This window comes from Acidovorax sp. NPDC077693 (genome assembly GCF_044542805.1).
GTDB lineage: Bacteria > Pseudomonadota > Gammaproteobacteria > Burkholderiales > Burkholderiaceae_C > Acidovorax.
The window spans coordinates 257,404-283,503 of record NZ_JBITVD010000005.1 but is presented as its reverse complement, the minus strand read 5'-3'; the positions used below and the strand labels follow the sequence as shown (position 1 = coordinate 283,503).

At 69.8% G+C, this 26,100-nt stretch carries 27 protein-coding genes; 13 read left to right on the top strand and 14 right to left on the bottom strand.

The window, feature by feature from the left end; translation table 11 throughout:
* Positions 1 to 41: 41 nt before the first annotated feature.
* Both ACIGHN_RS09035 and ACIGHN_RS09030 read right to left on the bottom strand, forming a co-directional pair.
* On the bottom strand, positions 42 to 674 hold the full coding sequence (locus ACIGHN_RS09035) for a LysE family translocator (RefSeq protein WP_396504090.1): 633 nt from the start codon (positions 672 to 674) through the stop codon (positions 42 to 44).
* A 60-nt stretch (positions 675 to 734) separates the two neighbouring features.
* Positions 735 to 1,382, bottom strand: a complete 648-nt coding sequence (locus ACIGHN_RS09030) for an ATP-binding cassette domain-containing protein (RefSeq protein WP_396504143.1) — start codon at positions 1,380 to 1,382, stop codon at positions 735 to 737.
* A 103-nt stretch (positions 1,383 to 1,485) separates the two neighbouring features.
* Between ACIGHN_RS09030 and ACIGHN_RS09025 the strand changes: the two genes are divergently transcribed.
* The 4 genes from ACIGHN_RS09025 to ACIGHN_RS09010 all read left to right on the top strand — a co-directional run bounded on the left by ACIGHN_RS09025 (position 1,486) and on the right by ACIGHN_RS09010 (position 4,276).
* Positions 1,486 to 1,854 carry a hypothetical protein gene (locus tag ACIGHN_RS09025; protein ID WP_396504089.1) on the top strand — a complete coding sequence of 123 codons (369 nt, stop codon included), beginning with the start codon at positions 1,486 to 1,488 and terminating at the stop codon, positions 1,852 to 1,854.
* A gap of 366 nt (positions 1,855 to 2,220) precedes the next feature.
* Positions 2,221 to 3,108 carry a transglutaminase family protein gene (locus tag ACIGHN_RS09020; protein ID WP_056413142.1) on the top strand — a complete coding sequence of 296 codons (888 nt, stop codon included), beginning with the start codon at positions 2,221 to 2,223 and terminating at the stop codon, positions 3,106 to 3,108.
* Positions 3,109 to 3,283: 175 nt separating this feature from the next.
* The gene (locus tag ACIGHN_RS09015; RefSeq protein WP_200912394.1) at positions 3,284 to 3,454 is read left to right on the top strand and encodes a hypothetical protein; all 171 of its coding nucleotides are present in this window, start codon (positions 3,284 to 3,286) and stop codon (positions 3,452 to 3,454) included.
* A 132-nt stretch (positions 3,455 to 3,586) separates the two neighbouring features.
* Positions 3,587 to 4,276, top strand: a complete 690-nt coding sequence (locus ACIGHN_RS09010) for a glutathione S-transferase family protein (RefSeq protein WP_056413040.1) — start codon at positions 3,587 to 3,589, stop codon at positions 4,274 to 4,276.
* Positions 4,277 to 4,315: 39 nt separating this feature from the next.
* On the opposite strand, the gene ACIGHN_RS09005 is transcribed toward ACIGHN_RS09010, so the two are convergent.
* The 7 genes from ACIGHN_RS09005 to ACIGHN_RS08975 all read right to left on the bottom strand — a co-directional run bounded on the left by ACIGHN_RS09005 (position 4,316) and on the right by ACIGHN_RS08975 (position 12,604).
* Complete coding sequence (locus ACIGHN_RS09005) at positions 4,316 to 5,410, bottom strand: XdhC family protein (RefSeq protein ID WP_396504088.1); 1,095 nt, start codon at positions 5,408 to 5,410, stop codon at positions 4,316 to 4,318.
* 168 nt (positions 5,411 to 5,578) lie between these two features.
* Positions 5,579 to 6,325 carry a CoxG family protein gene (locus ACIGHN_RS09000; RefSeq protein ID WP_396504087.1) on the bottom strand — a complete coding sequence of 249 codons (747 nt, stop codon included), beginning with the start codon at positions 6,323 to 6,325 and terminating at the stop codon, positions 5,579 to 5,581.
* Positions 6,326 to 6,505: 180 nt separating this feature from the next.
* Positions 6,506 to 7,720 (bottom strand): VWA domain-containing protein, encoded by a 1,215-nt coding sequence (locus tag ACIGHN_RS08995; RefSeq protein ID WP_396504086.1) that lies wholly within the window; start codon positions 7,718 to 7,720, stop codon positions 6,506 to 6,508.
* Positions 7,721 to 7,864: 144 nt separating this feature from the next.
* Positions 7,865 to 8,797: an AAA family ATPase gene (locus tag ACIGHN_RS08990; protein WP_396504085.1), complete on the bottom strand. Its 933-nt coding sequence runs from the start codon at positions 8,795 to 8,797 to the stop codon at positions 7,865 to 7,867.
* 120 nt (positions 8,798 to 8,917) lie between these two features.
* On the bottom strand, positions 8,918 to 9,709 hold the full coding sequence (locus ACIGHN_RS08985; RefSeq protein WP_396504084.1) for an FAD binding domain-containing protein: 792 nt from the start codon (positions 9,707 to 9,709) through the stop codon (positions 8,918 to 8,920).
* A gap of 15 nt (positions 9,710 to 9,724) precedes the next feature.
* Positions 9,725 to 12,112, bottom strand: coding sequence for a xanthine dehydrogenase family protein molybdopterin-binding subunit (locus ACIGHN_RS08980; protein ID WP_396504083.1), 2,388 nt, complete (start codon positions 12,110 to 12,112; stop codon positions 9,725 to 9,727).
* A gap of 21 nt (positions 12,113 to 12,133) precedes the next feature.
* Positions 12,134 to 12,604: a (2Fe-2S)-binding protein gene (locus ACIGHN_RS08975; RefSeq protein ID WP_396504082.1), complete on the bottom strand. Its 471-nt coding sequence runs from the start codon at positions 12,602 to 12,604 to the stop codon at positions 12,134 to 12,136.
* Positions 12,605 to 12,829: 225 nt separating this feature from the next.
* Here ACIGHN_RS08975 and ACIGHN_RS08970 point away from each other — a divergent pair, with 225 nt between their 5' ends.
* Complete coding sequence (locus tag ACIGHN_RS08970; RefSeq protein WP_396504081.1) at positions 12,830 to 13,990, top strand: helix-turn-helix domain-containing protein; 1,161 nt, start codon at positions 12,830 to 12,832, stop codon at positions 13,988 to 13,990.
* Between the two features lie 175 nt (positions 13,991 to 14,165).
* Here ACIGHN_RS08970 and ACIGHN_RS08965 read toward each other — a convergent pair whose 3' ends face one another.
* Positions 14,166 to 14,972, bottom strand: coding sequence for a TOBE domain-containing protein (locus tag ACIGHN_RS08965; RefSeq protein ID WP_056413015.1), 807 nt, complete (start codon positions 14,970 to 14,972; stop codon positions 14,166 to 14,168).
* Between the two features lie 60 nt (positions 14,973 to 15,032).
* Positions 15,033 to 15,737, bottom strand: coding sequence for an alpha/beta fold hydrolase (locus tag ACIGHN_RS08960; RefSeq protein WP_396504080.1), 705 nt, complete (start codon positions 15,735 to 15,737; stop codon positions 15,033 to 15,035).
* A gap of 164 nt (positions 15,738 to 15,901) precedes the next feature.
* Between ACIGHN_RS08960 and modA the strand changes: the two genes are divergently transcribed.
* From modA to ACIGHN_RS08925, 7 genes are all read left to right on the top strand, one after another.
* The gene (gene modA / locus ACIGHN_RS08955) at positions 15,902 to 16,693 is read left to right on the top strand and encodes a molybdate ABC transporter substrate-binding protein (RefSeq protein WP_396504079.1); all 792 of its coding nucleotides are present in this window, start codon (positions 15,902 to 15,904) and stop codon (positions 16,691 to 16,693) included.
* 62 nt (positions 16,694 to 16,755) lie between these two features.
* Positions 16,756 to 17,436, top strand: a complete 681-nt coding sequence (gene modB, locus ACIGHN_RS08950; RefSeq protein ID WP_056413008.1) for a molybdate ABC transporter permease subunit — start codon at positions 16,756 to 16,758, stop codon at positions 17,434 to 17,436.
* A complete protein-coding gene (modC, locus tag ACIGHN_RS08945) occupies positions 17,436 to 18,536 on the top strand; it encodes a molybdenum ABC transporter ATP-binding protein (protein WP_396504078.1) in 1,101 nt (366 codons plus the stop codon). The genes modB and modC overlap by 1 nt, the downstream gene beginning before the upstream one ends.
* Before the next feature lie 61 nt (positions 18,537 to 18,597).
* Complete coding sequence (locus ACIGHN_RS08940) at positions 18,598 to 20,331, top strand: EAL domain-containing protein (protein WP_396504077.1); 1,734 nt, start codon at positions 18,598 to 18,600, stop codon at positions 20,329 to 20,331.
* Positions 20,328 to 21,458 (top strand): saccharopine dehydrogenase NADP-binding domain-containing protein, encoded by a 1,131-nt coding sequence (locus ACIGHN_RS08935; RefSeq protein ID WP_396504076.1) that lies wholly within the window; start codon positions 20,328 to 20,330, stop codon positions 21,456 to 21,458. The genes ACIGHN_RS08940 and ACIGHN_RS08935 overlap by 4 nt, the downstream gene beginning before the upstream one ends.
* Before the next feature lie 5 nt (positions 21,459 to 21,463).
* A complete protein-coding gene (locus ACIGHN_RS08930) occupies positions 21,464 to 21,859 on the top strand; it encodes a DoxX-like family protein (protein WP_396504142.1) in 396 nt (131 codons plus the stop codon).
* Positions 21,856 to 22,332, top strand: a complete 477-nt coding sequence (locus ACIGHN_RS08925; RefSeq protein ID WP_396504075.1) for a DUF2269 family protein — start codon at positions 21,856 to 21,858, stop codon at positions 22,330 to 22,332. The genes ACIGHN_RS08930 and ACIGHN_RS08925 overlap by 4 nt, the downstream gene beginning before the upstream one ends.
* A 136-nt stretch (positions 22,333 to 22,468) precedes the next feature.
* Here the strand turns inward: ACIGHN_RS08925 and ACIGHN_RS08920 are convergent, their stop codons facing one another.
* From ACIGHN_RS08920 to ACIGHN_RS08910, 3 genes are all read right to left on the bottom strand, one after another.
* On the bottom strand, positions 22,469 to 23,296 hold the full coding sequence (locus ACIGHN_RS08920; RefSeq protein WP_396504141.1) for an extracellular solute-binding protein: 828 nt from the start codon (positions 23,294 to 23,296) through the stop codon (positions 22,469 to 22,471).
* Between the two features lie 83 nt (positions 23,297 to 23,379).
* Positions 23,380 to 24,132, bottom strand: coding sequence for a phosphate ABC transporter ATP-binding protein (locus tag ACIGHN_RS08915; protein WP_396504140.1), 753 nt, complete (start codon positions 24,130 to 24,132; stop codon positions 23,380 to 23,382).
* 29 nt (positions 24,133 to 24,161) lie between these two features.
* On the bottom strand, positions 24,162 to 24,899 hold the full coding sequence (locus ACIGHN_RS08910; protein ID WP_056412989.1) for an ABC transporter permease: 738 nt from the start codon (positions 24,897 to 24,899) through the stop codon (positions 24,162 to 24,164).
* Between the two features lie 55 nt (positions 24,900 to 24,954).
* Between ACIGHN_RS08910 and ACIGHN_RS08905 the strand changes: the two genes are divergently transcribed.
* Positions 24,955 to 26,079, top strand: a complete 1,125-nt coding sequence (locus ACIGHN_RS08905; RefSeq protein ID WP_396504074.1) for a substrate-binding domain-containing protein — start codon at positions 24,955 to 24,957, stop codon at positions 26,077 to 26,079.
* Positions 26,080 to 26,100: the final 21 nt, after the last annotated feature.

Here is a 26,100-nt window from a genome sequence, read left to right as displayed (position 1 = left end):
CTGGCTGCGCGGCCCGCTGCTCGCTCTACCGCGTCACCGCGCTACCGGTTGGTGGCCAGCAGCAGGCCGCCCGCGCCCATGAAGAAGCCGCCCGTGGCCTTGTTCAGCCGCACCACCCCGCGCGATGTGCGGATGAAGCGGCGGATCTGCCGCCCACCCGCTGCGTACACCGCCGTGGACACGAACTCGGCGGCCAGGTACACGGCGCCCAGTACCACGAACTGGCGCACCGCCGGCTGGACCGGGTCGATGAACTGCGGAAAGACCGCGGCAAACAAGATGATCGCCTTGGGGTTGGTGATGCCCAGCAGGAACTCCTGCGTGATGAGCGCCCGCAGGTTCACCGGCGCGCCCGAGGCCTTCACATCGCCGCCCTCCACCACCTCCAGCCCGCTGAACTCGCGGCTGCGCCACGCACGCCAGCCCAGCCAGAACAGGTACAGCGCGCCCACCCACTTGACCACGGTGAACGCCGTCTCGGACGCCAGCAGCATGGCTCCCAGGCCCACGGCCGAAACCGTGAGGAAGATGGCGAACGCCGCCACCCGGCCCACCGTAGCCACCAGCGCGGCGCCCACACCGGCGCGGATGCCGTTGTTCAGGCCGCAAAAATTGTTGGGGCCGGGCGTGAGCGCAATGGCCACCGCCACGGGGGCGAAGAGGAGCGCGTCCATGGTGTTCCTTGGGATGAAAGGAGAAAAAGTAGAAAAAACTGCCGGGGGAAGGCGCCCAGTTTACCGAGCCCGGGCCAGCGTCAGCGTGCGGCCCCAGGCCACGCCCGGCAACGGCTCGTAGTGCGCCACCACCACCAGCCGCGCCGGGTCGGCGGCGGCCCGGCCCAGCACCTGCACCAGGTAGTTGACCGAGGGCTTGTCGAGCCCCGCCACCGGTTCGTCGATGAGCAGGAGCGCCGCCCCGCTGGCCAGGCCGCCAGCCATCAGCACCTTGCGGCGGCTGCCGGTGGACAAGGCAAAAAAGGGCTTGTCCAGGTGCGGGTCCAGCGAAAAGCCTTCCACATGGGCCGCCAGGGCCGCAGCATCCCACCGTGCATGCTGCGCAGGCAGCCCCGCCAGCCACTGCCGTGCGGTGAGCTCGTCCAGCGCCGTGCTGCGCGGGTCCTGCCAGAACACCTGTGCGCGGTAGGCCGCCGGGTCGGTGCGCTGCCGCACGCCCTGCAGCGTGACCTCGCCCGACCGGGGCGCCAGCTCGCCCGCCAGCAGGCGCAGCAGCGTGGTCTTGCCGCTGCTTTCATCGCCCTGCACCAGTGCCAGGCCTGCGGGCCAGGCCAGAGACACGTCCTCCAGCACCGCGCACTCGGGGTAGGCAAAACCCAGGCGCTCCACCCTCAAAACCACGTTGTCGGCCACCGCGCGTCCTTGCACATTCAAAAAAGAAGGAATTCTAGAGAGTGGGCCGCGCACGCACCGAGCGCACCAGCACGCGTGGCCGCGCCAGGTTGCCATACGTCTCCCGCACAATGCCGCAATGACCTTGAACTACCTGGACTTTGACTACAGCGAAGACGACGAAGGCACCGGCACCTTCGACGCCATGGCCAGCGTGTCGCCTGCACAGCTGCCGCCCTTGCAGGCCGAAGTGGCGCAGGTGCTGCAGTGGGCCCACGCCGAATTCCCCGACGCCTGCGGCCCGGCGGAGGATGGGGGCCAGTGGCAGTACGACCTGCAGGGCGTGCAGGAAGTCAGCACGCCGCTGCAACTCGCCTTCGAGCCGCTGTCCGGCAGCATCCACAGCGTCCCGGGCAGCCCAGCGCCTGCACGCACCACCTTGACGCTGTCGATCAGCGGCAATGCTGCGTTCTGCGCAGCGCTGCGCAGCGCGTTCGACATAGCGTGAATCCCCCCTGGCGGCCACAAAGCCCCGCACAGCCTGCGCAACGGCGCGCCGTCGGCCTACAGTGGCCGCAGGGCCTGCGGGTCTATCCTCAATGCAAGCTGTCGCGCCCGGATTGCGGATGCGCAGCGTACCAAGGACACCCATGGATCGCCACCTCCAGTACCCCCGCCACACCCGCACCGCGCGCCGCGGTGCGGTACCCTTTGCGTCCACGGCCGGACAGTGGAGCGCAGCATGACCCTTTTGCACACCATGGCCGCCACGCCACCCCACAGCGCCTTGCTCGCCACCGATGGCTGGTCCCTGCCCGGCACCGGGGGCAGCGACGCCAACGCAGCGTCGCGCCCGTCGGCCGACCGCGTCCGCATGGAGCTGCACATCGGACTGCGCTACGAGATCGACCAGTACGGCGCGGACTTCGTGTTCAACATCCACGCCGCCAAGACGCCCCAGCAGACGGTGAGCAACGAGCGGCTGGTCATCAACCAGGACATCTCCTACCAGATCCACACCGACCCCGCCACGCTCAACCGCTCGCTGCGCCTGCACGGCGAGCCGGGCGTGCTGGAGCTGTCGTACTCGGCCACGGTAGACATCGCCCACCACCGCGCCGACCCCCTGCAGCTGGCGGAAGTGCCGGTGCGGCAACTGCCGCCCGAGGTGATGGGCTACATCTACCCCAGCCGCTACTGCCAGTCGGACAGGCTGCTGCGCCTGGCCAACAAGGAGTTCGGCGCGCTCTGGCAAGGGCATGGCCGCGTGCAGGCGATCCGGGACTGGGTGAACCGCCATGTGGCGTTCACGTCCAACACCTCGAACTCCAACACATCGGCCGTCGATACCCTGATCGAACAGGTGGGCGTGTGCCGTGATTTCGCGCACCTCATGATCGCGCTGTGCCGCGCGGTGAACATTCCTGCGCGGTTTACCACCGGCACCGACTACGGCGCCGACCCCAGCCTGGGCCCACCGGACTTTCATGCCTACGTGGAGGTGTACCTGGGCGACCGCTGGTACATCTTCGACCCCTCCGGCACCGCCATCCCGATGGGACTGCTGCGCTTTTCCACCGGGCGCGATGCGGCGGACGTGGCGTTTGCCACCATCTTCGGCGGCGTGCGGGCCGACCCGCCGGTCATCCGCACCACTGCCATCGAAGATGCGGACAACCGCTTCGTGCAGCCCGTGCACTGCATCGAGGCACTGTCCACCGACCAGGGAACGGTCGCAGGCAACCACTTCACGGTGCCTTGACGCGCGCAGGCAGTGCCCTGCCTGCCGGCGCGGCAACTGGGTGCCAGCAGATGGCCGCCGGCTCGCAACCGGCCGGCTGTGACCACGCTCGATGCCCGTGCGCCACGCGTGAAAAAGCCCGAAAGCCGCATGTGGCCTAAAATCACTCTTTTTTCCACTTCGACAGAGAACCACCATGGGCAACAAGATCGTCACCGAAGCAGACCGCAAGCGCACTCCCCGTCCCCAGCCCCTGCCTGGCATGTCGCTGGCCACCCCTGGCCGCGGCCAGCGCACCAGCCTGGAGCGTGGCGTGGCCACCCGCAGCAAGAAGAACCCTGGCAAGCGCACCCACAAGGGCGGCTGATCTGCCCCTGGGGCCATGGCCCCGTGCCAAGAAACGCCCTCCTTCGCGAGGGCTTTTTTGTGCCTGCCGGCCTGCCCCCGCCATCGGCCCGCCACAGCGCGGGCGCCCATCTCCAACCGCTAAGATGACACCATGATCACCGTGCACCACCTCGAAACCTCGCGCTCGCAGCGCGTCCTGTGGCTCCTGGAAGAACTGGGCGTGCCGTACGAGCTCAAGATCTACCAGCGCGACAAGGCCACCAAGCTGGCCCCGCCCGCGCTGAAAAAGATCCACCCCCTGGGCAAGTCGCCCGTCATCACCGACGGCGACGAGGTGATTGCAGAGTCCGGTGCCATCGTCGAATACCTGGTGGAAACCTACGGCGCCCAGGCCGGCGGCGACCTGGCCCACCTGCAGCCTGCGCGCGGCACGCCGGCCTACCGCCAATGCCGGTTCTGGATGCACTACGCCGAGGGCTCGTTGATGAACTGGCTGGTGATGAAGCTGGTGTTCATGACCATCCCGACGCAGCCCATGCCCTTCTTCGTCAAACCCATCGCCAAGGCGCTGTGCGGCAAGGTGCAGGACAAGGTGATCGACCCCAACGTGAACACGGCGCTCGACTTCATGGAGCAGCACCTGGGCCAGAACACCTGGTTCGCCGGCGAGCACCTGAGCATGGCCGACTTCCAGATGAGCTTTGCGGTCGAGGCCGCCCTCTCACGCGCCAGCAAGGCTGCCAGCTGCCCGAACCTGCAGGCCTACAAGCGGCGCATGGAAGCACGCCCGGCCTACCAGCGCGGCATCGCCAAGGGCGGGCCGGTGGTCATGGGGGCCTGAACGGGTGGCTGAACGAGGGGTCGGCGCGGCTGGCTCGCGTCAGCCCACGCCGCACACCAGCGCACCCGGCTCGTTGTGCGCCAGTTCCCGCTCGTTCTTGGCCTGTGCCACCTCCACGTCGCGCGGCAGGGCCACGCCGTTCTTCACGGCCAGGATCTCGGCCATCACGCTCACCGCGATCTCGGGCGGGGTCTTGCTGCCGATGTAGATGCCGATGGGCCCGCGCAGCCGCGCCAGGCTCTCGGCCGTCTGGTCGAAGTGCTCCATCATCCGCGCGCGGCGCGCCTCGTTGTTGCGGCGCGAGCCGATGCCGCCCACGTAAAACGCCTCGGTGTTCAGCGCCTCCAGCAGCGCCAGGTCGTCGAGCTTGGGGTCGTGCGTGAGCGCCACCACGCAGCTGCGCCGGTCGGGCTTGAAGGCGGCCACCACGTCGTCCGGCATGTCGCTCACCACCGTGGCGGCGGGCACGTTCCAGCTGCCGCGGTATTCCTCGCGCGGGTCGCACACCGTGACCGCGAAGCCGTTGAACAGCGCCATGGTGGCCAGGTACTCGGCCAGCTGCCCCGCGCCGATGAGCAGCATGCGGTATTCGGGGCCGAAGGTGTTGGTGAGCTGCTGCGCGTCCAGCACCAGGTCCTGCGGCGCTGCGGCGGCTTGCAGCGTGACCACGCCATCGGCCAGGCGCACGCTGCGCTGCATGAGGCGGCCGGCCTCCAGCGCTTGGATCAGCGCGGCCAGGCCGGCCGGGTCGGGGTCGTACTCCAGCAACAGCTCCAGCGTGCCGCCGCAGGGCAGGCCGAAGCGGTGCGCCTCGTCCGCCGTGATGCCGTACTTCACGAAGGCGGGCGGGCCGCTCGGGATGCTGCGGTCCACCGCCGCATCACCTGCACCGGCCGCACTGGCTGCGGCGGCCACCTGCGCATAGGCCCGCGTGTGGCGGTCGATCAAATCGTCTTCGATACACCCGCCCGACACCGACCCCACCACCGCCCCGTCTTCGCACAGCGCCATGATCGAACCCACCGGCCGCGGCGACGATCCCCAAGTCCGCACCACGGTGCCCAGCAGCGCCCGCCGCCCCGCAGCCCGCCAGCCCTGCAGCGTGCGCAGCACCATCACATCCAGGTTTTCCATTTGCTTCTTCGCTAGTTCATTTCAACGGTCTTGCACCGCCATCCATCACGCCCGCTGCGCCCCAAATCAGCACGGTGCCCATGCCAGCGCCACCGTGGATCCGGCTTCGCCGGTCCACCGGAGGCGTCCCCCCTCAGGGGGGAAGGCGCGAAGCGACTCAGGGGGGCGTCAATTCCACCACCACGCTAACAGCACCAGCGCGCCTGCGCCGGCCGCCCACACCCAAACCGGTATGCCGCTGGGGGGATTGTCATCACCCGCTGTGGCGGCCAATGCGCTGTGCTCTGCGGCGGCAGTCGACACCGAGGCTGCAGACACGGTGGCGGTGGCAGTGGGCGCACCGGGCCCGCTGCCTGCCTGCATCCCAGTCGCCGCTGCCAGGGCCGCCACCGCAGGCTCGGGCTCTTCGGGCGGCACGGCTGCACCCGCTGCGTCGTCTGCCACAGCGCGCGGGTGGCGGCGCTGCATCTCGTTGTCAAAGCGCTTGAAGAAATCCTCGGCCATCGACTTGGCCGCGCCGTCGATCAGGCGCTGGCCCAGCTGCGCGATCTTGCCGCCCACCGTGGCCTGCACGGTGTAGTGCAGCTCGCAGCTGTCCTGCCCTGCCGCATCGGCAGGCAGCGGCACCAGCCGGACCTGCGCGCTGCCCTTGCCAAAGCCTGCCACGCCGCCCGATCCGTCGAAGGCGATGGTGTAGCTCTCGGGCGGCACGATGTCCGACAGCGTGATCTTGCCGGCGAACTTGGCCGACACCGGCCCGATCTTGAGCGCCATGGACACGCTGTACTGGTGCTCGGCGGTGGGCTCGACCTTGTCGCAGCCGGGGATGCACAGCTTGAGCACCTCGGGGTCGTTGAGTGCGTCCCAAGCCTGCTGCTGGCTCACGGCAAGGGTACGGCTGGCTTGCATTTCCATGGTGGGGTCCTCTCAGTGTTCACAAGTCTCAGAAATCCATTGCATTCGATACAGCGCAGCCCCTTCACCGTTCGTGCTGAGCCTGTCGAAGCCCTGCGCGGCGCTTCGGCGGGCCCAGCATGAACGGTGGTGATGGCATTCGTCGGCAACCACCACCGCCTCCGCGTCCGCTCCAAGTCCTCACTGCCGCAGCAGCGCCGCCAGGCTGCCCGCCAGGTCCTGCAGCCGCGCGAGGTTGTGCACCGCCAGCATGCCGTGCGCCTGGCGGTGCAGCGCCGCCGCGCCCCGCGCGGTGGGCGCATAGCCGCCAAAGCGCAGCAAGGGGTTGAGCCACAGCAGGCGGCCGCTGTGGCGGCGCAGCCAGCCCAGCTCGCGCTCCAGCACCTCGGGCGCGCCGGTGTCCAGGCCGTCGGTGATGAGCAGCACCAGCGTGCGCCGCCCTACCAGGCGCCGCGCGTGCTGCAGGCGCAGCGCGGCCAGGCTGTCGCCCATGCGCGTGCCGCCGGCAAAGTCGGCAATCGCCTGGCCAGCCACCTGCAGCATGGCGTCGGTGTCGGCCAGCCGGAACGCAGGCGTGAGGTCGGTCAGGCCCGTGCCGAACGCGAACACGTCGCGCCGCAGACCGGGCCCTGCATGGCGCGGTGCGGTGGCCGCGTGCAAGAAGGCCAGCAGCAGCCGCGCGTAGCGCTCCATGGAGCCCGACACGTCCACCAGCACCAGCAAGGGCAGCGGCTGCTGGCGGCGCTGCAGGCGCGGCAGGGTCAGCAGCTCGCCGCCGGTGCGCGCGGCCTGCTGCATGGCGCCGGGCCAGTGCGGGCGGCTGCCGCGCACGCCGGGGCGGGTGCGGCGGGCCGCGTAGTGCGGCAAGGGCAGCGCGATGTCTCGCGCCAGGCGTTCGACCAGCAAGTATTCGCTGGCCGACAGCTGGTGGAAGTCTGCATGGTGCAGGCGCTGCCGGTCGCTGGCGGTCATGGCGGCGTCGAGGTCGATTTTTTCGTCCTCCCGCACCGGCGGGGCGTTGCGCGCGGCCTGCACCGGGGCCAGGGCCTCGCTCACGCGCGGGCGGCGTTTGACCGGGTTTGCCTTCGCTTCGGCACTGGGCAGCATCTGGGCCAGCAGCTTTTGCGCGATGGCGGGGTTCTTGAAGTACGCATCGAACAGCTCGCGGAACACCAGCCGGTCCTGCTCGCGGCTGATCAGCACCGACTCCAGCGCCGCGCCGAAGTCGGCGCGCTCCACGCCCACCAGCATCACGGCCTGCTGCGCCAGCGCCATGCGGGCGGCATCCACCGGCACTCCGGCGCGGCGCAGGGTGCGGCCAAAGCCCGTGAGGTTGTCGGCCAGCTTGCCGGTGCGGGCGTCGCCGAGTTGAGAGATGGTGGTGCCTCCCGCCATGGTCGCACCCTCACAGGTTCCCACACAGGCCACGGATGCGCATTCGATCGCTCCAGACCGTTCGGGCTGAGCCTGTCGAAGCCTCGCGCAGCGCTTGGACAAGCTCAGCGTGAACGGCTGCGTGTTTTGGAGGGCCGCTTGGCATCACGCGTCGGCAGGCTGCAACAGCTGCTGCGACATGTCGCGCGTGAGTGCCGCCACATCCTCGCGCTGCTTGAACAAGATACCCGCCGTGTCGGACACCACTTCGGGGTCCACCACGATGGTGTCGAGCGCGACCAGCGCCTTGGCCCATTCCACGCTTTCGGCAATGCCGGGCGCGCGCTGGAAGGCGTTGGCGAACGGCTGGCTGCGCAGGCGGCCCACGAAGTCGGCCACCTGCTGCGCGAGGGCCGCGCTCGCGCCCGGCACCTGCGCGCGCACGATGGCCAGCTCGCGGTCGCGGTCGGGGTAGTCGAGCCAGTGGTACAGGCAGCGGCGCTTGACGGCGTCGTGCAGGTCGCGCGTGCGGTTGCTGGTGAGCAGGGTGACGGGCGTGGCGCTGGCGCGCACCGTGCCGATCTCGGGGATGCTGACCTGGTACTCGCCCAGGTATTCGAGCAGGAAGGCCTCGAAGGGCTCGTCGGCGCGGTCCACTTCGTCGATGAGCAGTACGGCACCGGGCGCGGGGGCCTGCAAGGCCTGCAGCAGGGGGCGGCGGATGAGGTAGCGGTCCTGGTAGACCTCGCGCTCCACCCGCTCCATGTCGGCAGTGCCCTGGCCCTCTGCCGCGCGCATATGCAGTAGTTGGGCAGCATAGTTCCACTCGTACAGCGCCTCGCGCTGCTCCAGCCCGTCGTAGCACTGCAGGCGGATCAGGCTGCGCGAGAGCACGGCGCTCAGGGCCCGGGCCAGCGCAGTCTTGCCCACGCCGGGCTCCCCCTCCAGCAGCAGGGGGCGCTGCAATTGCAGAGCCAGGAACACCGACGTGGCGAGGCGCCGGTCGGCAAAGTAGCCCACGCCCTGCAGGGCCTGCAGCAGCGCGTCCACGGAGGCGGATGCCGGGTGGTGTGCAACGTGAGGGGCTTGTGGATTCATTGCTATTTAATTGATAGCTGCTAGCGCTTTCCCATCAAGCGGTAGCGGCCATTTTTATTCAATACCTGCCCACCACGGAGCACCCGGCGCCGTGGTGGGTCGCCGATCTCCCCTCCCCGCTTATCCCACCAACCGGGCCACGGCACGTTGGGTCTGCACGCTGATCAAGTTGGCGCGGTACGCGGCGCTCGCGTGGATGTCGCTGTTGAGGTCGCTCGCGTCGATCTTCACGCCTGCGGCCGATGCGGGCGTGAAGCTCTGGTTGAGCGCTGCCTCCAGCCCTGCATGGCGAAACACGCTGCTGGCCGCGCCGGTGATGGCCACGCGCACGCCGCCGTCCGTCTGCGCCACGAACACGCCCACCAGCGAGAAGCGCGACGCGGCCTGCTTGAACTTGAGGTACACCGCGCGCTTCGGAATCGGAAAGCGGATGGCGGTGATGATCTCGCCCTCCTCCAGCGCCGTGGTGTACATGCCCACGAAGAAATCATCGGCCGCGACCTCGCGCTGGTTCGTGATGACCGTCGCCCCCAGGCCCAGCACCGCGCTGGGGTAGCAGGCCGCCGGGTCGTTGTTGGCCACCGACCCGCCCAGCGTGCCGCGCGCGCGCACCTGCCGGTCGCCGATGTGGGCGGCCAGGTCGGCCAGCGCCGGGATGGCGCTTTTAACCTCTGCACTGTTCGCCACGTCCATGTGGCGCGTCATGGCGCCGATGACCAGCGCGTTGCCCTCGCGGCGGATGCCGGCCAGCTCGGCGATGCTGTTCAGGTCGACGATCTTCTCGGGATTGGCCAGCCGCAGGCGCATCGACGGCAGCAGGCTCTGCCCGCCCGCGAGCAGCTTGCCGCCCTGGGCGATGAGCTGCGCGGCGGCTGCGGCGGAAGAAGGCGCTTCAAAGGTGAATGCGTACATGGTCGATCTCCTTCCTTATGCCTTGGCCGACTGAATGGCTTCCCACACGCGGTGCGGCGACGCGGGCATGTCGAACTCCTTCACGCCCAGCGGGTGCAGCGCGTCGAGCACGGCGTTGATCACCGCCGGTGGCGAGCCGATGGCCCCCGCCTCGCCACAGCCCTTGGTACCGAGCGGGTTGTGCGTGCAGGGTGTGCAGACATGGCCCAGCTTGAACTCGGGGAAGTCATCAGCGCGCGGCATGGCGTAGTCCATGAAGCTGCCCGTCAGCAACTGGCCCGTCTCGCGGTCGTACACGCAGTTTTCCATCAGCGCCTGGCCGATGCCCTGCACCAGGCCGCCGTGCACCTGGCCTTCCACGATCATCGGGTTGATGATGGTGCCGAAGTCGTCCACGGCGGTGAACCTGTCCACCCGCGTGCTGCCGGTGGCGGGGTCTACCTCGACCTCGCAGATGTAGGTGCCAGCGGGGAAGGTGAAGTTGGTCGGGTCGTAGAAGGCTGTTTCGTTGAGCCCGGGTTCGAGCTTGTCGAGCGGGTAGTTGTGCGGCACGTAGGCCGTGAGCGCCACCTGGCCGAACGGGATCTTCTTGTCCGTGCCGCGCACGGTGAACTCGCCGCCGCTGAAGTCGATGTCGGCGTCACTCGCCTCCATCAAATGCGCCGCGATCTTCTTGGCCTTGGCCTCGATCTTGTCCAGCGCCTTCATGATGGCCGCGCCGCCCACGCTGATGGAGCGCGAGCCGTAGGTGCCCATGCCGAACGGCACACGGCCCGTGTCGCCGTGCACGATGTCCACGTTCTCCACCGGAATGCCGAGGCGCGCGGCCACCACCTGCGCAAAGGTGGTCTCGTGCCCCTGGCCATGGCTGTGCGAGCCGGTGAACACCGTCACGCTGCCGGTGGGGTGCACGCGCACCTCGCCGCATTCGAACAGGCCCGCGCGCGCACCCAGGGCGCCTGCGATGTTGGACGGCGCGATGCCGCAGGCCTCGATGTAGCTGCTGTAGCCGATGCCGCGCTTGAGGCCCTGGGCCTCGCTGGCGGCCCTGCGCGCCGCAAAGCCCGCCACGTCGGCCAGCTCTTGCGCCTGCGTCATGCACGCGTGGTAGTCGCCCACGTCGTACTGCAGCGCCACGGGCGTCTGGTAGGGCCAGCTGGTGATGAAGTTGCGCTTGCGGATCTCGTCCTGAGGCAGGTTCATCTCCCAGCCGCAGCGGCTGACCAGGCGCTCCAGCAGGTAGGTGGCCTCGGGCCGGCCCGCGCCGCGGTAGGCATCGACCGGCGCGGTGTTGGTGAACCAGGCGTCCACCTCCACATAGATCTGTGGCGTGGTGTACTGGCCCGCCAGCAGCGTGGCGTACAGGATGGTGGGCACCGCACTGGCAAAGGTGCTGAGGTACGCACCCATGTTGGCGTCGGTGTGCACGCGCATGGCCAGAAACTTGCCGTCCTTGTCCATCGCCATCTCGGCATGGCTCACGTGGTCGCGGCCATGCGCGTCGGACAAGAAGGACTCGCTGCGGTCGGCCACCCACTTGATGTTGCGGTTGAGCTTCTTGGCCGCCCAGGTCAGGCAGACGTCCTCGGCATACAAAAATATCTTGGAGCCGAAGCCGCCACCCACGTCGGGCGCGATCACGCGCACCTTGTGCTCGGGCAGGCCCATCACGAAGGCCGTCATGAGCAGCCGTTCGACGTGCGGGTTCTGGTTGCTCACGTACAGCGTGTACTCGTCGTTGGCGCGGCTGTAGCTGCCGATGGCCGTGCGCGGCTCCATGGCGTTGGGGATCAGCCGGTTGTTGACCAGATCGAGCTGCGTCACGTGCGCCGCGTTGGCAAAGGCCGCATCCACCGCGCCCTTGTCGCCGATGGCCCACTTGTAGCAGTGGTTGTCCGGCGCCGCGTCGTGCAGGCCTGCGCCGGCCACCGTGCCTGCCGCTGCATCGGCCACGCTGACCACCGCGGGCAGTACGTCGTAGTCCACCTCCACCAACTCAGCCGCGTCGCGCGCCTGCTGCTGCGTGAGGGCCACCACCATGGCCACGTGGTCGCCCACGTAGCGCACCTTGCCCTGCGCCAGGATGGGGTGCGGTGGCTCCTTCATCGGTTGCCCATCAGTGCTGGTGATGAGCCAGCCGCAGGGCAGGCCGTTGATGTTGTCGGCCGCCACATCGGTGCCCACAAAGATGCCCAGCACGCCCGGCGCGGCCTTGGCGGCGTCGGTGTGGATGCTGTTGATGCGTGCATGCGCATGCGGCGACCGCACGAACACGGCGTGGCTTTGCGCAGCCAGCACCACGTCGTCGGTGTACTGGCCCGCGCCGGTGAGGAAGCGGTAGTCCTCCTTGCGCCGGAGCGACTCGCCGATGTGCGGCAGCTTGGAGAAGTCGGATGCACCCATGGTCTGTCTCCTTGTTTTCCGTTATGCCGAGGCCATGGCTTTTTGGCCGACCTGCACTGCGCGCACGATGTTCTGGTAACCCGTGCAGCGGCAGATGTTGCCTTCGAGCAGCTCGCGGATCTCGCCTTCGCTCGCGTGCGGGTGGCTGTTGCACAGGTCCACCGCGCTCATCACCATGCCCGGGGTGCAGAAGCCGCACTGCAGGCCGTGGCATTCCTTGAAGGCCGCCTGCATGGGGTGCATGGTGCCGTCCGGCGCGGCCAGGCCCTCGATGGTCTGCACATCGGCGCCCTGGGCCTGCACGGCCAACATGGCGCAGGATTTGACCGCGCGGCCGTTGACGTGCACCGTGCACGCGCCGCACTGGCTGGTGTCGCAGCCCACGTGGGTGCCGGTGAGCATCAGGTGCTCTCGCAGCGCATGGACCAGCAGGGTGTTGGGTGGAACGTCAACACGGGCCGCGCGCCCGTTGACCGTGAACTGGACTTGCATCTGGCTGTCTCCTCGAAGAGTTTGGCTGTGAACCTGTCCTAAGCCGCTGCATCTTCTGCCCGCCCCCCGGCCCCATCCCTAGGGAGAACCCTGAATTTCCGGCAGCGCGCGCCGGAAATTCTCAAAATGAAACATGTTGCGCCGCACACCGGCGCATCATGCGGGGCACGCCGCTGCGACCGCCCCTGCTGCGGCGCCGCCACCCGCCATCCATCCGGGATACCGATGCTCGCCACCGCACCGCCATCACCCGCCGAGGACCGCCACGCCCTGATCGCACAGGCACGCCGCGCACTGCTGGACGACGGTGCGCTGGCCACCCGCACGGCGGTGGAGCCGTGGATCACGCGGTCGTGGCAGCGCTGCCTGGACAGGGGCCTGCAGCCCGCGCAGCGCGTGGCCTTCGACATGGTGAGCGCGCCCGCCCAGCGCCGCAGCCGCGAGCAAAGCCACGCCCTGCTGCGCGCGGCGCGCCCGGTGCTGGACCAGCTCACCCGCGCGATTGCCGGCATGCGGTACTTCGCCATCCTGACCAATGCCCACGGCATCGTGGTGGACGTGCAGGGCCCGTGCGACCGCCACGACCCGCGCGCCAGCGCCATCGGCCGCGTGGGCATCGACCTGTCGGAAGCCGCAGTGGGCACCACCGCCATCGGCGCGGCGCTGTCCGAGCTGCAGCCGGTGTGGCTGCACCGGGGCGAGCATTTCTTCGACGACAACGGCAGCTACAGCTGCGCGGGCGCGCCGCTCTTCGGCCCCGACGGGCAGTGCATCGGCATGCTGGACCTGACCGGCGTGGATGTGCCCGAACGCCCCGAACTGCGCCACCTGGTGGCCCGGTCCGCCCGCGCCATGGAAGACGCGCTGCTGCTGCAACTGCCCCACGCCCTGCTGCTGCGCGTGAACTGGCCCGGCAGCACGCTGGGCAGCGAAGCCGACGGGCTGCTGGTGCTGGACGGCGACGGCTACGTGCTGGGCTGCAACAGCATGGCCCGGCAACTGCTGCCCCTGCCGCTGTGCCCGCCCGGCAGCCTGCGGCACTGCAGCGACCTGATGGCGCTGCCCTGGCCCCAGCTCTTCGATGCCGCCCGCTCGCGCGGCACGCCCGCGCCGCTGGACCTGCCGCTGTGGTCGGGGCTGCGGCTGTCGGGCCTGGCCCAGGCCCCGCACCAGGCTGCGCCCGGCAGCGCCTGGACTGCGGGCCCTGCGACCATGGCGCCGATGGTCCCCATCGCCACATCACCCGCCCCGCTGCGCGAGGCCGAAACCGCCCTCATCCGCCGGGCCGTGCAGGACGCCCGCGGCAATGTCGCCGAGGCCGCACGCGCCCTGGGCATCAGCCGCGCCACGGTGTACCGCAAGCTGGGCGTGCCCAAGGGGCATTGAGCGCAGACGGCGGGCACGCATGGTGGACATGCGCGCCGGGCCCAGGCCCACAAAGACTCCAATTTCTTGAATAAAAACGTGGTCTGCCGCTGGGTAGACAAGCGCTATCAGCTATCAAATCAATAGCATCTGCATAGATTGCGCCGCACGGCGCAGACAGCCGACTGCGGTCCCTTCAGACTTCCGCCAGCGCCAGCACCACCGCGTTGTCGTCCACGATCAGCTCCACCTGGCTACCTGCGCGCAGCCCGCTGCCCGCCGCGGCAAAGCCCACCATCTGCACGCCGGCAGCGAGCTGGGCCGACACTTCGTCGCCTGACTCGCCGCGCACCACGCGCACGGCTTTGGCCGGCAGGCGAAAGCTGCCCGTGGCGGCGCTCTGCGCGCCCGCATCGGTGCGCGAAACCGCCCTGCGCTCCACCCGCACCGCAGTGGCTTTGCACAGCGCCTGCACCACCAGCCCCGGTTGCAGGCCCAGCAGTTCCGCACTCTCGCGGGTGATGCGCGATGCGAGCACCGTCGCACCCGCGAGATCGCCCAGCTCGGCCTCGAACACAAGGTGCACGCGCACGATCTGCCCCAGCACCTCCAGCCGCTGCACCACGCAGGGCCACTGGTTGCGCATGCTGGTGCGCACCGCCAGCCTCGCCAGCGCGGGGCCCGCATGCGGCGTGGCCTGCCAGCGCGAGAGCACGGCGCCCCGCGCCTGGGCCATCGCATCCGCAGCCGCCAGCAACTGCTGCCCCGCCTCGGTCAGCCGCGCGCCCCCGCCACCCGCGCCGCCCACGGCCCGTGCGACCAGCGCCGCACCGGCCAGGTTGGTGAGCGTGTCCACCGCCTGCCACGCGGCCTTGTAGCTCACGCCCACCACCCGCGCCGCCTGCGAGATGGAGCCGGTGTCACCGATCTGCCGCAGGATGTCGATGCGCTTGTCGGTGAGGGCGTGGGTCAGTGCGGACGAGATGGACAGCGATGAGGACATGGAAGATTCAGGATGATGGCCAGGCGGCGCGGGCGGCCAAGCACAAGTGTCGCACCACACCTAGCCGCGCAGCGTGGCCAGGACGCGGGCAAACACGTGCCCACGGTCCGCGGGGTGGTCCTGCAGCCAGGCATGCAGCGCGTGGCCCGACCCTGCCAGGCGGATCACCTCCACGCTGCGCGCCCGCGTGGCCCGGGTGATGTACCCGTGCTCGACCTCCCGGGGGATCACTGCGTCGTGCTCGCCCAGCACCAGCAACAGCCGGCCTTCGAATTGCTCCAGCGCGCTGAACGCGGGCGATGCCGCAAAGGCCGTGGTGGTGCGAATGACCTGCTGGAATGCCGGCCCGAAAGCCACCGGCTGCGCCGCGGCCTCGTACGCGGCCGGGCAGAACAGCACGATGGCCGCAGGCATCAGGCGCGGGATGAGGCTGCACGCGATGTGGCCGCCCATGCTGCTGGCGATGAGTGACACCGGCGGCTGCAGGCCGAGCCTCTCCACCACCGCCAGCGCCTGCGCCACACGGTCGTCCAGGCTGGAGTCGGACATCGGCCCTGGGCTGTCGCCCTGGCCCGCAAAATCGAACGCCGCCGCAGATTGATCCTGGCCCGCCAGGTAGGTCAACAGAGGCCGGTAGCCCTGGCGCGACGAGCGCCCGCCACCGTGCAGGGCCAGCGTGCGCGGGGGTTGTGGCGAAATGCCGTGAAAAGCTGTTCCATGCAGCGCCCTGCCTTTGCACAGCACCTGAAATTCTTGCTCTTGCATCCGCCAAAGCTTACAGCGCAGCCGACTGCGGCCTGGCCGATGCGGCTGCCTCCATTGGCCTGACCCGGCGCAGCCGGGCCCCCTGGCCCCACCAGCACACCAGAGCGATCTGCATATACTCGCGCTATTCCATTTATGAATAGCGCCACCCGCGCCGCGCCGCCATGCTGCATCGCCTTGCCTCCCTGCCCCGCATCCTCACCGCCATCGGCTGGTCCACCAGCCTGTCCACGGGACTGTTCGCCACCCTGCTGCCGTCGGCCCATGCCGACACCGTGTCGGTCGCCGTGGCCGCCAACTTCACGGCGCCCATGCAGAAGATCGCCACCGCCTTCGAGGCCGACACCGGCCACAAGGCCGAGCTGTCGTTCGGCGCCACCGGCAAGTTCTACGCACAGATCACCAACGGCGCGCCGTTCCAGATCCTGCTGTCCGCCGACGACACCACGCCCGCCCGGCTGGAGAAGGAAGGCAAGGCCGTGGCCAACGCACGCTTCACCTATGCCATCGGCACGCTGGTGCTGTGGAGCGCGCAGCCCGGCTATGTGGATGCGCAGGGCGCCGTGCTCAAGACCGGCGACTTCAAGCACCTGGCCATCGCCAACCCCAAGCTGGCGCCCTACGGCCTGGCCGCCATGCAGACCATGGACAAGCTGGGCGTGACCGCGCAGCTGCAGCCGCGCTTCGTGCAGGGCGAGAACATCGCGCAGACGCACCAGTTCGTCGCCACGGGCAATGCGCAACTGGGCTTTGTGGCGCTGTCGCAGGTGATGGCAGACGGCAAGATCACCAGCGGCTCGGCCTGGCAGGTGCCGGCGGATCTGCACGAGCCCATCCGCCAGGATGCGGCGCTGCTCACGCCGGGCAAGGACAGCGCGGCGGCCACGGCGCTGCTCCAGTACCTGCGCGGCGACAAGGCCCGCGCCATCATCAAGTCCTACGGCTATAGTTTCTGAAGGGCGCGTGCGCAAATCGCCTGGCACCGCTTCTCCACTTCCAAGACACTTTCCGACGCTCCATGCCCTTTTCCAGCGCCGATCTGGCGGCCATCGGCCTGACGCTGCGCCTGGCCGGCACCACCATGGCGCTGCTGCTGGTGCTGTGCACGCCGCTGGCCTGGTGGCTGGCGCACACGCCGTCGCGCTGGCGCGGTCCGGTGTCCGCCGTGGTGGCGCTGCCGCTGGTGCTGCCGCCCACGGTGATCGGCTTTTACCTGCTGGTCACGATGGGGCCGCATGGGCCCATCGGGCAGTTCACGCAGAGCCTGGGGCTGGGCACCCTGCCCTTCACCTTCTGGGGGCTGGTGGCGGGCTCGCTCATCTATTCGCTGCCGTTCGCGGTGCAGCCGCTGCAGCATGCGTTCGAGAGCATCGGCCGGCGGCCGCTCGAAGCCGCTGCCACGCTGGGCGCCGGGCCGCTGGACAGGTTCTTCACGGTGGCGCTGCCGCTGGCCCGCCCAGGCTTCATCACCGCGGCGATCCTGAGCTTTGCGCACACGGTGGGCGAGTTCGGCGTGGTGCTGATGCTGGGCGGCAACATCCCCGGCGTGACGCGCGTGGTGTCGGTGCAGATCTATGACCATGTGGAAGCGCTGGAGTACACGCAGGCGCACTGGCTGGCCGGGGGCATGGTCGTGTTTTCCTTCCTGGTGCTGCTGGGCCTGAACCTCACGCGGCGCCGGGCGTCGATGGTGTCGTGATGAGCGCCAACCCACCGAGTTCTCAGCAGATCGCTGCCCGCCTGCACCTGGCACGCCCCGGTTTCACGCTGGATGTGGACCTGCGCCTGCCCGGGCGCGGGGTGACCGCGCTGTTCGGCCCCTCGGGCTGCGGCAAGACCACCTGCCTGCGCGCCATTGCGGGCCTGGAGCGTGCGCGGCCGGGGCACGTGCAGGTCAACGGCGAGACCTGGCAGGACGACGCACAGCACATCTGGCGGGCCACGCACGAGCGCGCTCTGGGCTATGTGTTCCAGGAAGCGAGCCTGTTCGACCACCTCACGGTGCAGGGCAACATCGGCTACGGCCAAAAGCGCACGCCGCCCGCGCGGCGCCGGGTGGCGCTGGAGCAAGCGGTGGACCTGCTGGGCATACACCACCTGATGGACCGCAAGCCCCAGGCCCTGTCGGGCGGCGAGCGCCAGCGCGTGGCCATTGCGCGGGCCCTGGCCACCAGCCCGCGCCTGCTGCTCATGGACGAGCCCCTGGCCGCGCTGGATGCGCAGCGCAAGGCCGAGGTCCTGCCCTACCTCGACACACTGCACCGCACACTCGACATCCCGGTGCTGTACGTGAGCCACGCCATCGATGAAGTGGCGCGCCTGGCCGCCCACATGGTGCTGCTGGACGATGGCCGCGTGCGCGCCCACGGCCCCACCGCCGAACTGCTCGTGCGGCTCGACCTGCCCCTGGCCCATGGCGACGCCGCCGCCACGGTGATCGAAGGCCAGGTCATGCAGCACGACGACCACGACCTGGTGACCACGGTGGCTTTCGCGGGCGGACAGCTGCTGCTGGTGAGCCCCGGTGCGCATGCGGTGGGCGCGCCGATCCGCCTGCGCATCCAGGCGCGGGACGTGAGCATTGCGCTCACTCCGCCTGCAGGCACGAGCATCCTCAACATCCTGCCTGCCACGGTGGCCCACGTGGCGCACGACAGCCCGGGCCAGCTGATGGTGGCGCTGGACGCCGGGCCCACGCGGCTGCTGGCGCGGGTGACCCAGCGCTCGGCCAGCGTGCTCGGCCTGGTCCCGGGCAGGCCGGTGTACGCGCAGATCAAGGGCGTGGCCATCGTCAACTGAGCGCAACAGTGGGCCCGTCCACGGGTCGTATGATGACCGCCTACAACGGGGGTGGGGCAACATGGTTTCAATCTGGCATGACGCCGCGCAGGCGTTCGGGGTGGGTTTTCCTGCGCCGCTGCAGGGCCTGCTGTTCTGGGTGACTGCGTCTTTGGTGGTGCACGTGTGCCAGCGCCTGGTGGAGCACACGGCGTTCTCGGCCGACCCGCCCAGCCGGCGCGTGAGTGCATCGCACGCATCGCTGGGCATCGGCTGCATCGTGTGGGCGCTGGACGTGGTGGGCCTCTTTCTGTATGAAGAGCTGGCGCACCACGCGGTGGCACTCGACCTGGTGCCCGCACTCAGCGGGCTCATCATCATGGCGGTGAGCACGCGCCTGACCATACCGACGCTGAGCACCAGCGCCCGCAAACTGCACATCGCGATGGCGGGGGCCTGCCTGGCGGCGGGCATGCTGCTGGCGCACTTCACCATCACGCAGGACTTGGTGCGCAGCTTCGCCACGGTGAACTGGACGGCGATCGTGCTGGCGGCTGCCATTGCGCTGTGCCTGGCCACCTGGACATCCATCCGCCACCGGGCGGTGAAGATGAGCGTCCTCACACCCCATCTGCTGCGCCGGTCGTGGGAAGAAAAGGCCGTGTGCGGCGCGGCCATCCTGCTGCTGCACTGGCTGCTGGTCAACACGTTCGGCCTGCTCAGCGTCCCGGCTGGCGACACGGCGCACAACAGCGCGCTGCTGGTCTGCGTGCTGGTGTTCGGCACCGCCCTGGCAGTAGAGCAGCTGCGCAACATGCACTTCGACGCGGGCCGCCAGCAGTTGCTGCGCCGCGGGCTGTCGATGATGCGGGCGTCCAACATGGCGCACAACCCCGAGCGCGACATGCAGCTGTCGCTCATCGCCGACCGGCTGCACGACCTGCTGCAGCCCGACCGGCTGGCGCTGCACTTTCAGCCCATCGTGGACCTGCGCCAGCCCGGCGTGCAGTTCGAGGCGCTGCTGCGCGTGAAAGACCCGGCCCTGGGCCCGCTCAACCCCGAGATCTTTCTGCTGGCCTGCGAGCTGCAGGGCCGCACTGCCGATGTGGACCGCATGATCCTGGGCAACGCGCTGGACTGCCTGGCCGCCTGGCGCGAACAAGGGCTGCTTCAGATCACCATCAGCGTGAACGTGGCACCCAGCACGCTGCTGGCGACCGGCTTCTCAGATTGGCTGCGCGCAGAACTCGCGCAGCGCGCCCTGCCGCACCACGCGCTGCGGCTGGAGATGACCGAGCACGCCGTGATCGCGCTGGGCGCACCCATGGTGGACGCGCTGCAGGCGCTGGGCACGCTGGGCATCGCGGTGGTGATGGACGACTTCGGCACCGGCTACTCGTCGCTGGGCATGCTGGCGGACCTGCCGATCGCGGGCGTCAAGTGCGACCGGTTGTTCGTGCAGCAACTGGCCAGCGATGCGCGCAGGCAGTCGCTGCTGCGGCACATCGGCGCGCTGACCCGCGAGTTCGGCCTGTCGGTGGTGGTGGAGGGCGTGGAGACCGCGGACGAACTGCAAGCCGTGGCGGCCGCGGGCCTGCACGCCATCCAGGGCTACCTGTACAGCAAGCCCATGGCATCGGCCAGCGTGCCGGCCTGGTACGCCCACGAGATGCAGCCGCGCCGCAAGGCCCTGCAGGCCCTGCTCTCCCACACCACCCGGGCGGCCGCTGGCAGCGCTGCGGCGGCGCCGGTGCTGTCCGCGTCGCGCGCCTCCGGGCCCGACTTTCTGCACTCCGTTCATCCCTCTCATTCGTGACAACTCTCACCACACTGGTCCTGGGCGGCTATGGCAACTTCGGCGCGCGCATCTGCCGCGCCCTGGCGGGCGACCCGTCCCAGCACCACCACATGATCCTGCTGGTGGCCGGCCGCGATGCAGCCCGCGCGCAAGCGCTGGCAGCCACGCTGCACCACGGCGCACGCGGCGTGGCGCTGGACCACCAGGCCCCGGGCCTGGCCGACCAGCTGCGCGCCTGGGGCGTGGGCCTGGTCATCCACACGGCCGGCCCGTTCCAGGCGCAGGCCTACGCCGTGGCGCAGGCAGCGGCCGAGGCCGGGGCGCACTACATCGACCTGGCCGACGGTCGCCGCTTCGTGTGCGACTTCCCGGCGGCGGTGCACGGCACCTTCGCTGCGGCGCAGCGCACCGCCGTCACGGGCGCGAGCACCGTGCCCGCGCTGTCGTCCGCCGTCATCGACCACCTGTGCGCCGGCTGGCAGCACATCGACAGCATCGACATCTGCATCGCCCCCGCCCAGCGCGCACCGCGCGGGCAGGCCACGCTGGCGGCGGTGCTGAGCTACTGCGGCGTGCCCATTCCGGTGTGGGAAGGTGGCCAGTGGCGGCCCCGGCGAGGCTGGTCCGAGCCGGTGCCGGTGCACTTCCTGCGGCTGCGCCCCCGCCTGGCCGCGGTGTGCGACATCCCGGACCTGGAGCTGTTTCCCCAGCGCTACCAGGTGCGCGACCGCGTGGTGTTCCGAGCCGCGCTGGAGGTGGGCCTGGCGCAGCGCAGCTTCGCCGCCATCGCCGCGCTGCGCCACTGGGGCCTGCTGCCGCACCCCGAGCGCCTGGCCGGGCTGCTGCACCGCGCGGGCGGCGTGCTGGACGTGCTGGGCACGCCGCTGGGCGGCATGGTGGTGCGCGTGGCCGGCACGGATGCCCACGGCCACACGCGCCGCCGCGCCTGGCACATCGCGGCCGACCACGACCACGGCCCGGAGATCCCGTGCATGGCCGCCATCCTGCTCGCGCGGCGCCTGGCGGCCGGCAACCCCTTGCCGCTGGGTGCGCACACCAGCACGGGCCTGCTCGCACTCGAATCCTTCGCGCCTGAATTCGACCGCTGGGGCATGGTGACCGACGTGGTGGAAGAACCCGCGTGAGCGCCCTGCCCAGAGCCACCGAGCGCCTGCTGCGCTACAGCCTCGTGGCCGTGTGGCTCATCACGGCTATCGTCAGCGTGTGGGAGCTGCACGGCCAAAGCCGCGCCCTGCTGGCCGGCCTGCCGGCCGCGCTGCAAACGCCTGGCTGGACCGCTGCACTCATCCTGGGCGGCGCGGCTGCCGATGCCGTGCTGGGTGGGTGGATGGCATGGCGACCTGGCCGCGCCGCGTATGCCGCCGCGCTGGCGCTGATGGCCACCATGACGGTGCTGGCCACGGTGATCCAGCCCGACCTGTGGCTGCACCCGCTGGGCCCCTTGACCAAGAACCTGCCCATCGCCGCCATCCTGTGGGTGCTGCTGCAGGCCACGCCGCGCGCTGCGCCAACAAGCCGACCATGAGCCTGTACCTCACCCTCAAGTGGATCCACATCGTCTCCAGCATGCTGCTGGTGGGCACGGGCCTGGGCTCGGCGTTCTACATGTTCTTCACCAACCGCAGCGGCAACGTGCAGGCGCAGGCCGTGGTCACGCGGCTGGTGGTGCGGGCGGACTGGTGGTTCACCACCCCCACCGTGTTCGTCCAACCTGCCACGGGGCTGGGCATGGCGTACATGCTGGGCCTGCCTTTGACAACGCCGTGGCTGGCGCTGTCGCTGGGGCTGTATGCGCTGGCGGGCGCCTGCTGGCTGCCGGTGGTGTGGCTGCAGCTGCGCATGCGCGACATGGCGGCAGAGGCTGCGCGCACAGGCAGCGCCCTGCCCCCGCAGTACTGGCGCTGCGCCCGATGGTGGGAAGCGCTGGGGTACCCCGCCTTCATCGCAATGGTGGTGGTGTTCTACCTGATGGTGAACAAGCCCGGCCTGTGGGGCTGAGTCCCCACCGGACGATGCCTTCACCCGGGGGGTTAGCCGACCGGCGCGCCGCAGGCCAGCGCCACCGTGGAGCCGGCTTCACCGGGCCACGGGTGGCGTCCCCCTGGCGGGATGGCGCGCAGCGCCTCAGGGGGGTTCACTTGCTCGCGTTCGGGAAGAACAGCTGCTCGCCGCCGATCTTGTAGCTGGCGATGACCTGCTGGCCCGCGGGCGACACGACCCAGTCGACGAATTTCTGCGCGTCCTGCGCCTTGACGTGCGGGTGCTTGGCAGGGTTGACCACCATCACGCCGTACTGGTTGAAGAGCTTGGTGTCGCCCTCGACCAGGATGGCCAGGTCGGCGCGGTTCTTGAAGTTGAGCCAGGTGCCGCGGTCGGCCAGCACGTAGGCGTTGCTCGACGCCGCGATGTTGAGCGCGGGGCCCATGCCGCAGCCGCATTCCTTGTAGCCGCTGCCCTTGGCGGCATCGGCACCCGCGAGCTTCCAGTAGCGCAGCTCGGCAGCGTGGGTGCCGCTCTTGTCGCCGCGCGAGACGAAGTTGCCGTTGCCCGCCGCGAGCTTTTGCAGCGCCTGCACGATGTCCTTGCCGCGCGTGCCTGCCGGGTCGTCCTTGGGGCCGACGAGGATGAAGTCGTTGTACATGACGGGGTAGCGCTTGACGCCCCAGCCATCGGCCACGAATTTCTCCTCGGCTGCCTGGTCGTGCACGAAGAGCACGTCGGCGTCGCCCCGGCGCGCCATGTCCAGCGCCTGGCCCGTGCCCAGGGCCACCACCTTCAGGTCGATGCCGCTGGTCTTCTTGAACTCGGGCAGCAAGTAGCCGAACAGCCCCGACTGCTCGGTGGACGTGGTGGACGCCATCGTGATGCTCTGCGCGGACGCTGCGTCAGATGCTACAAAAATAATAGCTGCCAGCGCTTGCTGAATGCGCGGTACAGGGCCAAAAAGCTTGAAATTCTTCATCACCGGGCCGCCCCGGGACGAGAAAGCGGAGTCCTCGGGCGACAGCGACGGCACGGGGTGGCGAGCGTGGGGGGCGGTTTTTTTCATACCAGTTCTCCTTTGACAAACAGACGGGCGGCCTCGGGCAGGGGGCCGTTGAAGAAGTCGTGCACCGGCAGGTCGGCCACCAGGCGGCCGTGTTCCATGTAGATCACGCGGCTGGCCAGGCGCTTGACCTGGCCCAGGTTGTGGCTGCTGAACACCATGGTCACCGGGTGGGCGGGACCGCCAGCGCCGTGGCTGGCGGCGAAGTCGGCCATCAGGGACTCGACCTCGCGCTTGGCGTGCGGGTCCAGGCTGGCGGTGGGCTCGTCCAGCAGCAGCACGTCGGGCCGCAGTGCCCAGGCGCGCGCCAGCGCCAGCCGCTGCTGCTGCCCGCCCGACAGGGTGCGCGCGTTCTGCGCGGCGATGCCCTGCAACCCCACGCGCTGCAGCGCCGTGAGCGCGGCCAGCCGGGCATCGCGCCAGCGCGTGCCGCGCAGCCACAGGGCCAGCGCCACGTTGTTCAGGGCGCTGGTGCGCAGCATGTGCGGCCGCTGGAACAGCATGGCCTGGCGCAGCGTGCGGTTGCAGTGCAGGCCTCCGCCGCCGTTGGCATCGGCCAGGCCGTGCAGCACGCGCAGCAGCGTGCTCTTGCCGCTGCCGTTGGCGCCCACCAGGGCCACGCGCTCGCCGGGCACGATGCACAGGCTGACATTCGCCAGCGCCACCACGGCGCCATAGCGCACCGAGACGTGGCGCAGGTCCACCCACGGGGCGCCGTCGTTGGCGGCTGGCTGGCCTGGCGCGCCGGCCATCTCCACGCCTTGGGTGGTGTGCACTGCGCTCATGCGGCCACCCCCACCGGCATGCCGGAGGCCGCACCGTCCACCCGCTCGCGCCATCGGCGTACCAGGGCGATGACCACGTTGAGCGCCAGCACCACGGCCAGCAGGAGCATGCCCAGCGCCAGCGCCAGCGGCAGGTCGCCCTTGCTGGTCTCGAGCGCGATGGCGGTGGTCATGACGCGCGTGAAGCCGTCGATGTTGCCGCCCACGATCATCACGGCGCCCACCTCGGAGATGGCGCGCCCGAACGATGCGATCAGCACGGTGAGCAGCGCGTAGCGCTCGTCCCACGCCAGCAGCAGGCTGCGCAGCAAGGTGCCCGCGCCCAGGGACCGCAGCTGCTCGCCGTGCGCGCGCTCGGCGTCTTCCACCGCCTGCCGCGTGAGCGCGGTGACCACCGGCAGCACCAGGATGGCCTGGGCCAGCACCATGGCCTTGAAGCTGAACAGCCAGCCCAGGGACCCGAGCGGCCCGCTGCGCGACAGCAGCAGATACACCACCAGCCCCACCACCACGGACGGCACGGCCAGCAAGGTGTTGAGCACGGCCAGGACCGCGCCGCGCCCCGCAAACCGCGCCACGCCGAGCCATGCGCCCAGCACCAGCCCCAGGCCGCAGGCCAGCAGGCAGGCTGTGGCGCTGACCGACAGGGAGCGGCCCACGATGGCCCACAGGACCGGGTCGAAGGAGAGGGTGAGTTGCAGCGCTGTGCTCGCGCTTTCGGTCAGCGTGGACATATATTGAATTGGGCTATCGTAGGCACCCTGCCAATATCCAGCCATATGAAATCCTGTGCATAGGGTCCAACTCCACTACACGCTGAGCCGCGACGCGGGCACTGCACTCATTCGCAACCCCTTGCCGGAACTGCTGCAGGCCGTGGCCGAGCATGGCTCCATCTCGGGCGCGGCGCGTGCGCTCGACCTGTCCTACCGCCATGTCTGGGGTGCGCTCAAGCGCTGGGAAGAGCAGTTGGGCGGCGAGCTCATCATCTGGGGCAAGGGGCAGTCCGCCCAGCTCAGCGAGTTCGGCACCAAGCTGCTGTGGGCCGAGCGGCAGGCCCAGGCCCGCCTGGCGCCGCAGATCGCGGCACTGCATGCGGACCTGGAGCGCGCGTTCGCCGTGGCCTTCGACCCGCAGGCCCACGTGCTCACGCTGTACGCCAGCCACGACGATGCGCTGGCCGCACTGCGGGCGCATGCGGCCACACCGGGGCGCACCGGCGGGCTGCACCTGGACATCCGCTTCACGGGCAGCGTGGATGCGATCCGCGCGCTCAATGAAGGGCGCTGCACGCTGGCGGGTTTCCACACGGTGGAGAACGCCCAGGCCGATTCGCTGACCGCGCGCACCTACCAGCCCCTGCTGCAGCCGGGCCTGCACAAGGTCATCGGCTTTGCCCAGCGCACGCAGGGCCTCATCGTCGCGCCGGGCAACCCGCTGCAGTTGAACACCCTGGCCGACGTGGCCCGCACCGGGGCACGGTTCGTGAACCGGCCGCTGGGCTCCGGCACGCGCGTGCTCATCGACGAGCTGCTGGCGCAGGACGGGCTGGCACCGGGCGCGCTGACCGGCTATGCGTCCGACGAGCCATCGCACACCGCGGTGGCGCAGGCCGTGGCCGCCGGCGCGGCCGATGTGGGCGTGGGCATCGAGCTGGCGGCGCGGGCGCGCGGCCTGGGCTTTGTGCCGCTGGTACGCGAGCGCTACCACCTGGCCTGCCTGAAGGCGAGCCTGGACCAGCCCGCCACCCTGGCCTTGCGCACCCTGCTGCAGACGCCCGACTGGCTGCAGCAGATGGCCGGGCTGCCGGGCTACACGCCGCTGCGCTGCGGCGAGGTGCTGGCGATGAGCCGGGTGCTGCCCTGGTGGCGCTTTGCCAAGCCCAAGCGCGCCTCCCGCGCCCAGGCGGCCTGAGAACGCATACAGGCAGCGCAT

Bases quoted from the DNA above. Each gene is read 5' to 3' on its own strand.
- ACIGHN_RS09035 (WP_396504090.1), bottom strand. From the start codon at position 674: ATGGACGCGCTCCTCTTCGCCCCCGTGGCGGTGGCCATTGCGCTCACG.
- ACIGHN_RS09025 (WP_396504089.1), top strand. From the start codon at position 1,486: ATGACCTTGAACTACCTGGACTTTGACTACAGCGAAGACGACGAAGGC.
- ACIGHN_RS09020 (WP_056413142.1), top strand. From the start codon at position 2,221: ATGGAGCTGCACATCGGACTGCGCTACGAGATCGACCAGTACGGCGCG.
- ACIGHN_RS09015 (WP_200912394.1), top strand. From the start codon at position 3,284: ATGGGCAACAAGATCGTCACCGAAGCAGACCGCAAGCGCACTCCCCGT.
- ACIGHN_RS09010 (WP_056413040.1), top strand. From the start codon at position 3,587: ATGATCACCGTGCACCACCTCGAAACCTCGCGCTCGCAGCGCGTCCTG.
- ACIGHN_RS09005 (WP_396504088.1), bottom strand. From the start codon at position 5,410: ATGGAAAACCTGGATGTGATGGTGCTGCGCACGCTGCAGGGCTGGCGG.
- ACIGHN_RS09000 (WP_396504087.1), bottom strand. From the start codon at position 6,325: ATGGAAATGCAAGCCAGCCGTACCCTTGCCGTGAGCCAGCAGCAGGCT.
- ACIGHN_RS08995 (WP_396504086.1), bottom strand. From the start codon at position 7,720: ATGGCGGGAGGCACCACCATCTCTCAACTCGGCGACGCCCGCACCGGC.
- ACIGHN_RS08990 (WP_396504085.1), bottom strand. From the start codon at position 8,797: ATGAATCCACAAGCCCCTCACGTTGCACACCACCCGGCATCCGCCTCC.
- ACIGHN_RS08985 (WP_396504084.1), bottom strand. From the start codon at position 9,709: ATGTACGCATTCACCTTTGAAGCGCCTTCTTCCGCCGCAGCCGCCGCG.
- ACIGHN_RS08980 (WP_396504083.1), bottom strand. From the start codon at position 12,112: ATGGGTGCATCCGACTTCTCCAAGCTGCCGCACATCGGCGAGTCGCTC.
- ACIGHN_RS08975 (WP_396504082.1), bottom strand. From the start codon at position 12,604: ATGCAAGTCCAGTTCACGGTCAACGGGCGCGCGGCCCGTGTTGACGTT.
- ACIGHN_RS08970 (WP_396504081.1), top strand. From the start codon at position 12,830: ATGCTCGCCACCGCACCGCCATCACCCGCCGAGGACCGCCACGCCCTG.
- ACIGHN_RS08965 (WP_056413015.1), bottom strand. From the start codon at position 14,972: ATGTCCTCATCGCTGTCCATCTCGTCCGCACTGACCCACGCCCTCACC.
- ACIGHN_RS08960 (WP_396504080.1), bottom strand. From the start codon at position 15,737: ATGCAAGAGCAAGAATTTCAGGTGCTGTGCAAAGGCAGGGCGCTGCAT.
- modA (WP_396504079.1), top strand. From the start codon at position 15,902: ATGCTGCATCGCCTTGCCTCCCTGCCCCGCATCCTCACCGCCATCGGC.
- modB (WP_056413008.1), top strand. From the start codon at position 16,756: ATGCCCTTTTCCAGCGCCGATCTGGCGGCCATCGGCCTGACGCTGCGC.
- modC (WP_396504078.1), top strand. From the start codon at position 17,436: ATGAGCGCCAACCCACCGAGTTCTCAGCAGATCGCTGCCCGCCTGCAC.
- ACIGHN_RS08940 (WP_396504077.1), top strand. From the start codon at position 18,598: ATGGTTTCAATCTGGCATGACGCCGCGCAGGCGTTCGGGGTGGGTTTT.
- ACIGHN_RS08925 (WP_396504075.1), top strand. From the start codon at position 21,856: ATGAGCCTGTACCTCACCCTCAAGTGGATCCACATCGTCTCCAGCATG.
- ACIGHN_RS08920 (WP_396504141.1), bottom strand. From the start codon at position 23,296: ATGAAGAATTTCAAGCTTTTTGGCCCTGTACCGCGCATTCAGCAAGCG.
- ACIGHN_RS08915 (WP_396504140.1), bottom strand. From the start codon at position 24,132: ATGGCCGGCGCGCCAGGCCAGCCAGCCGCCAACGACGGCGCCCCGTGG.
- ACIGHN_RS08910 (WP_056412989.1), bottom strand. From the start codon at position 24,899: ATGTCCACGCTGACCGAAAGCGCGAGCACAGCGCTGCAACTCACCCTC.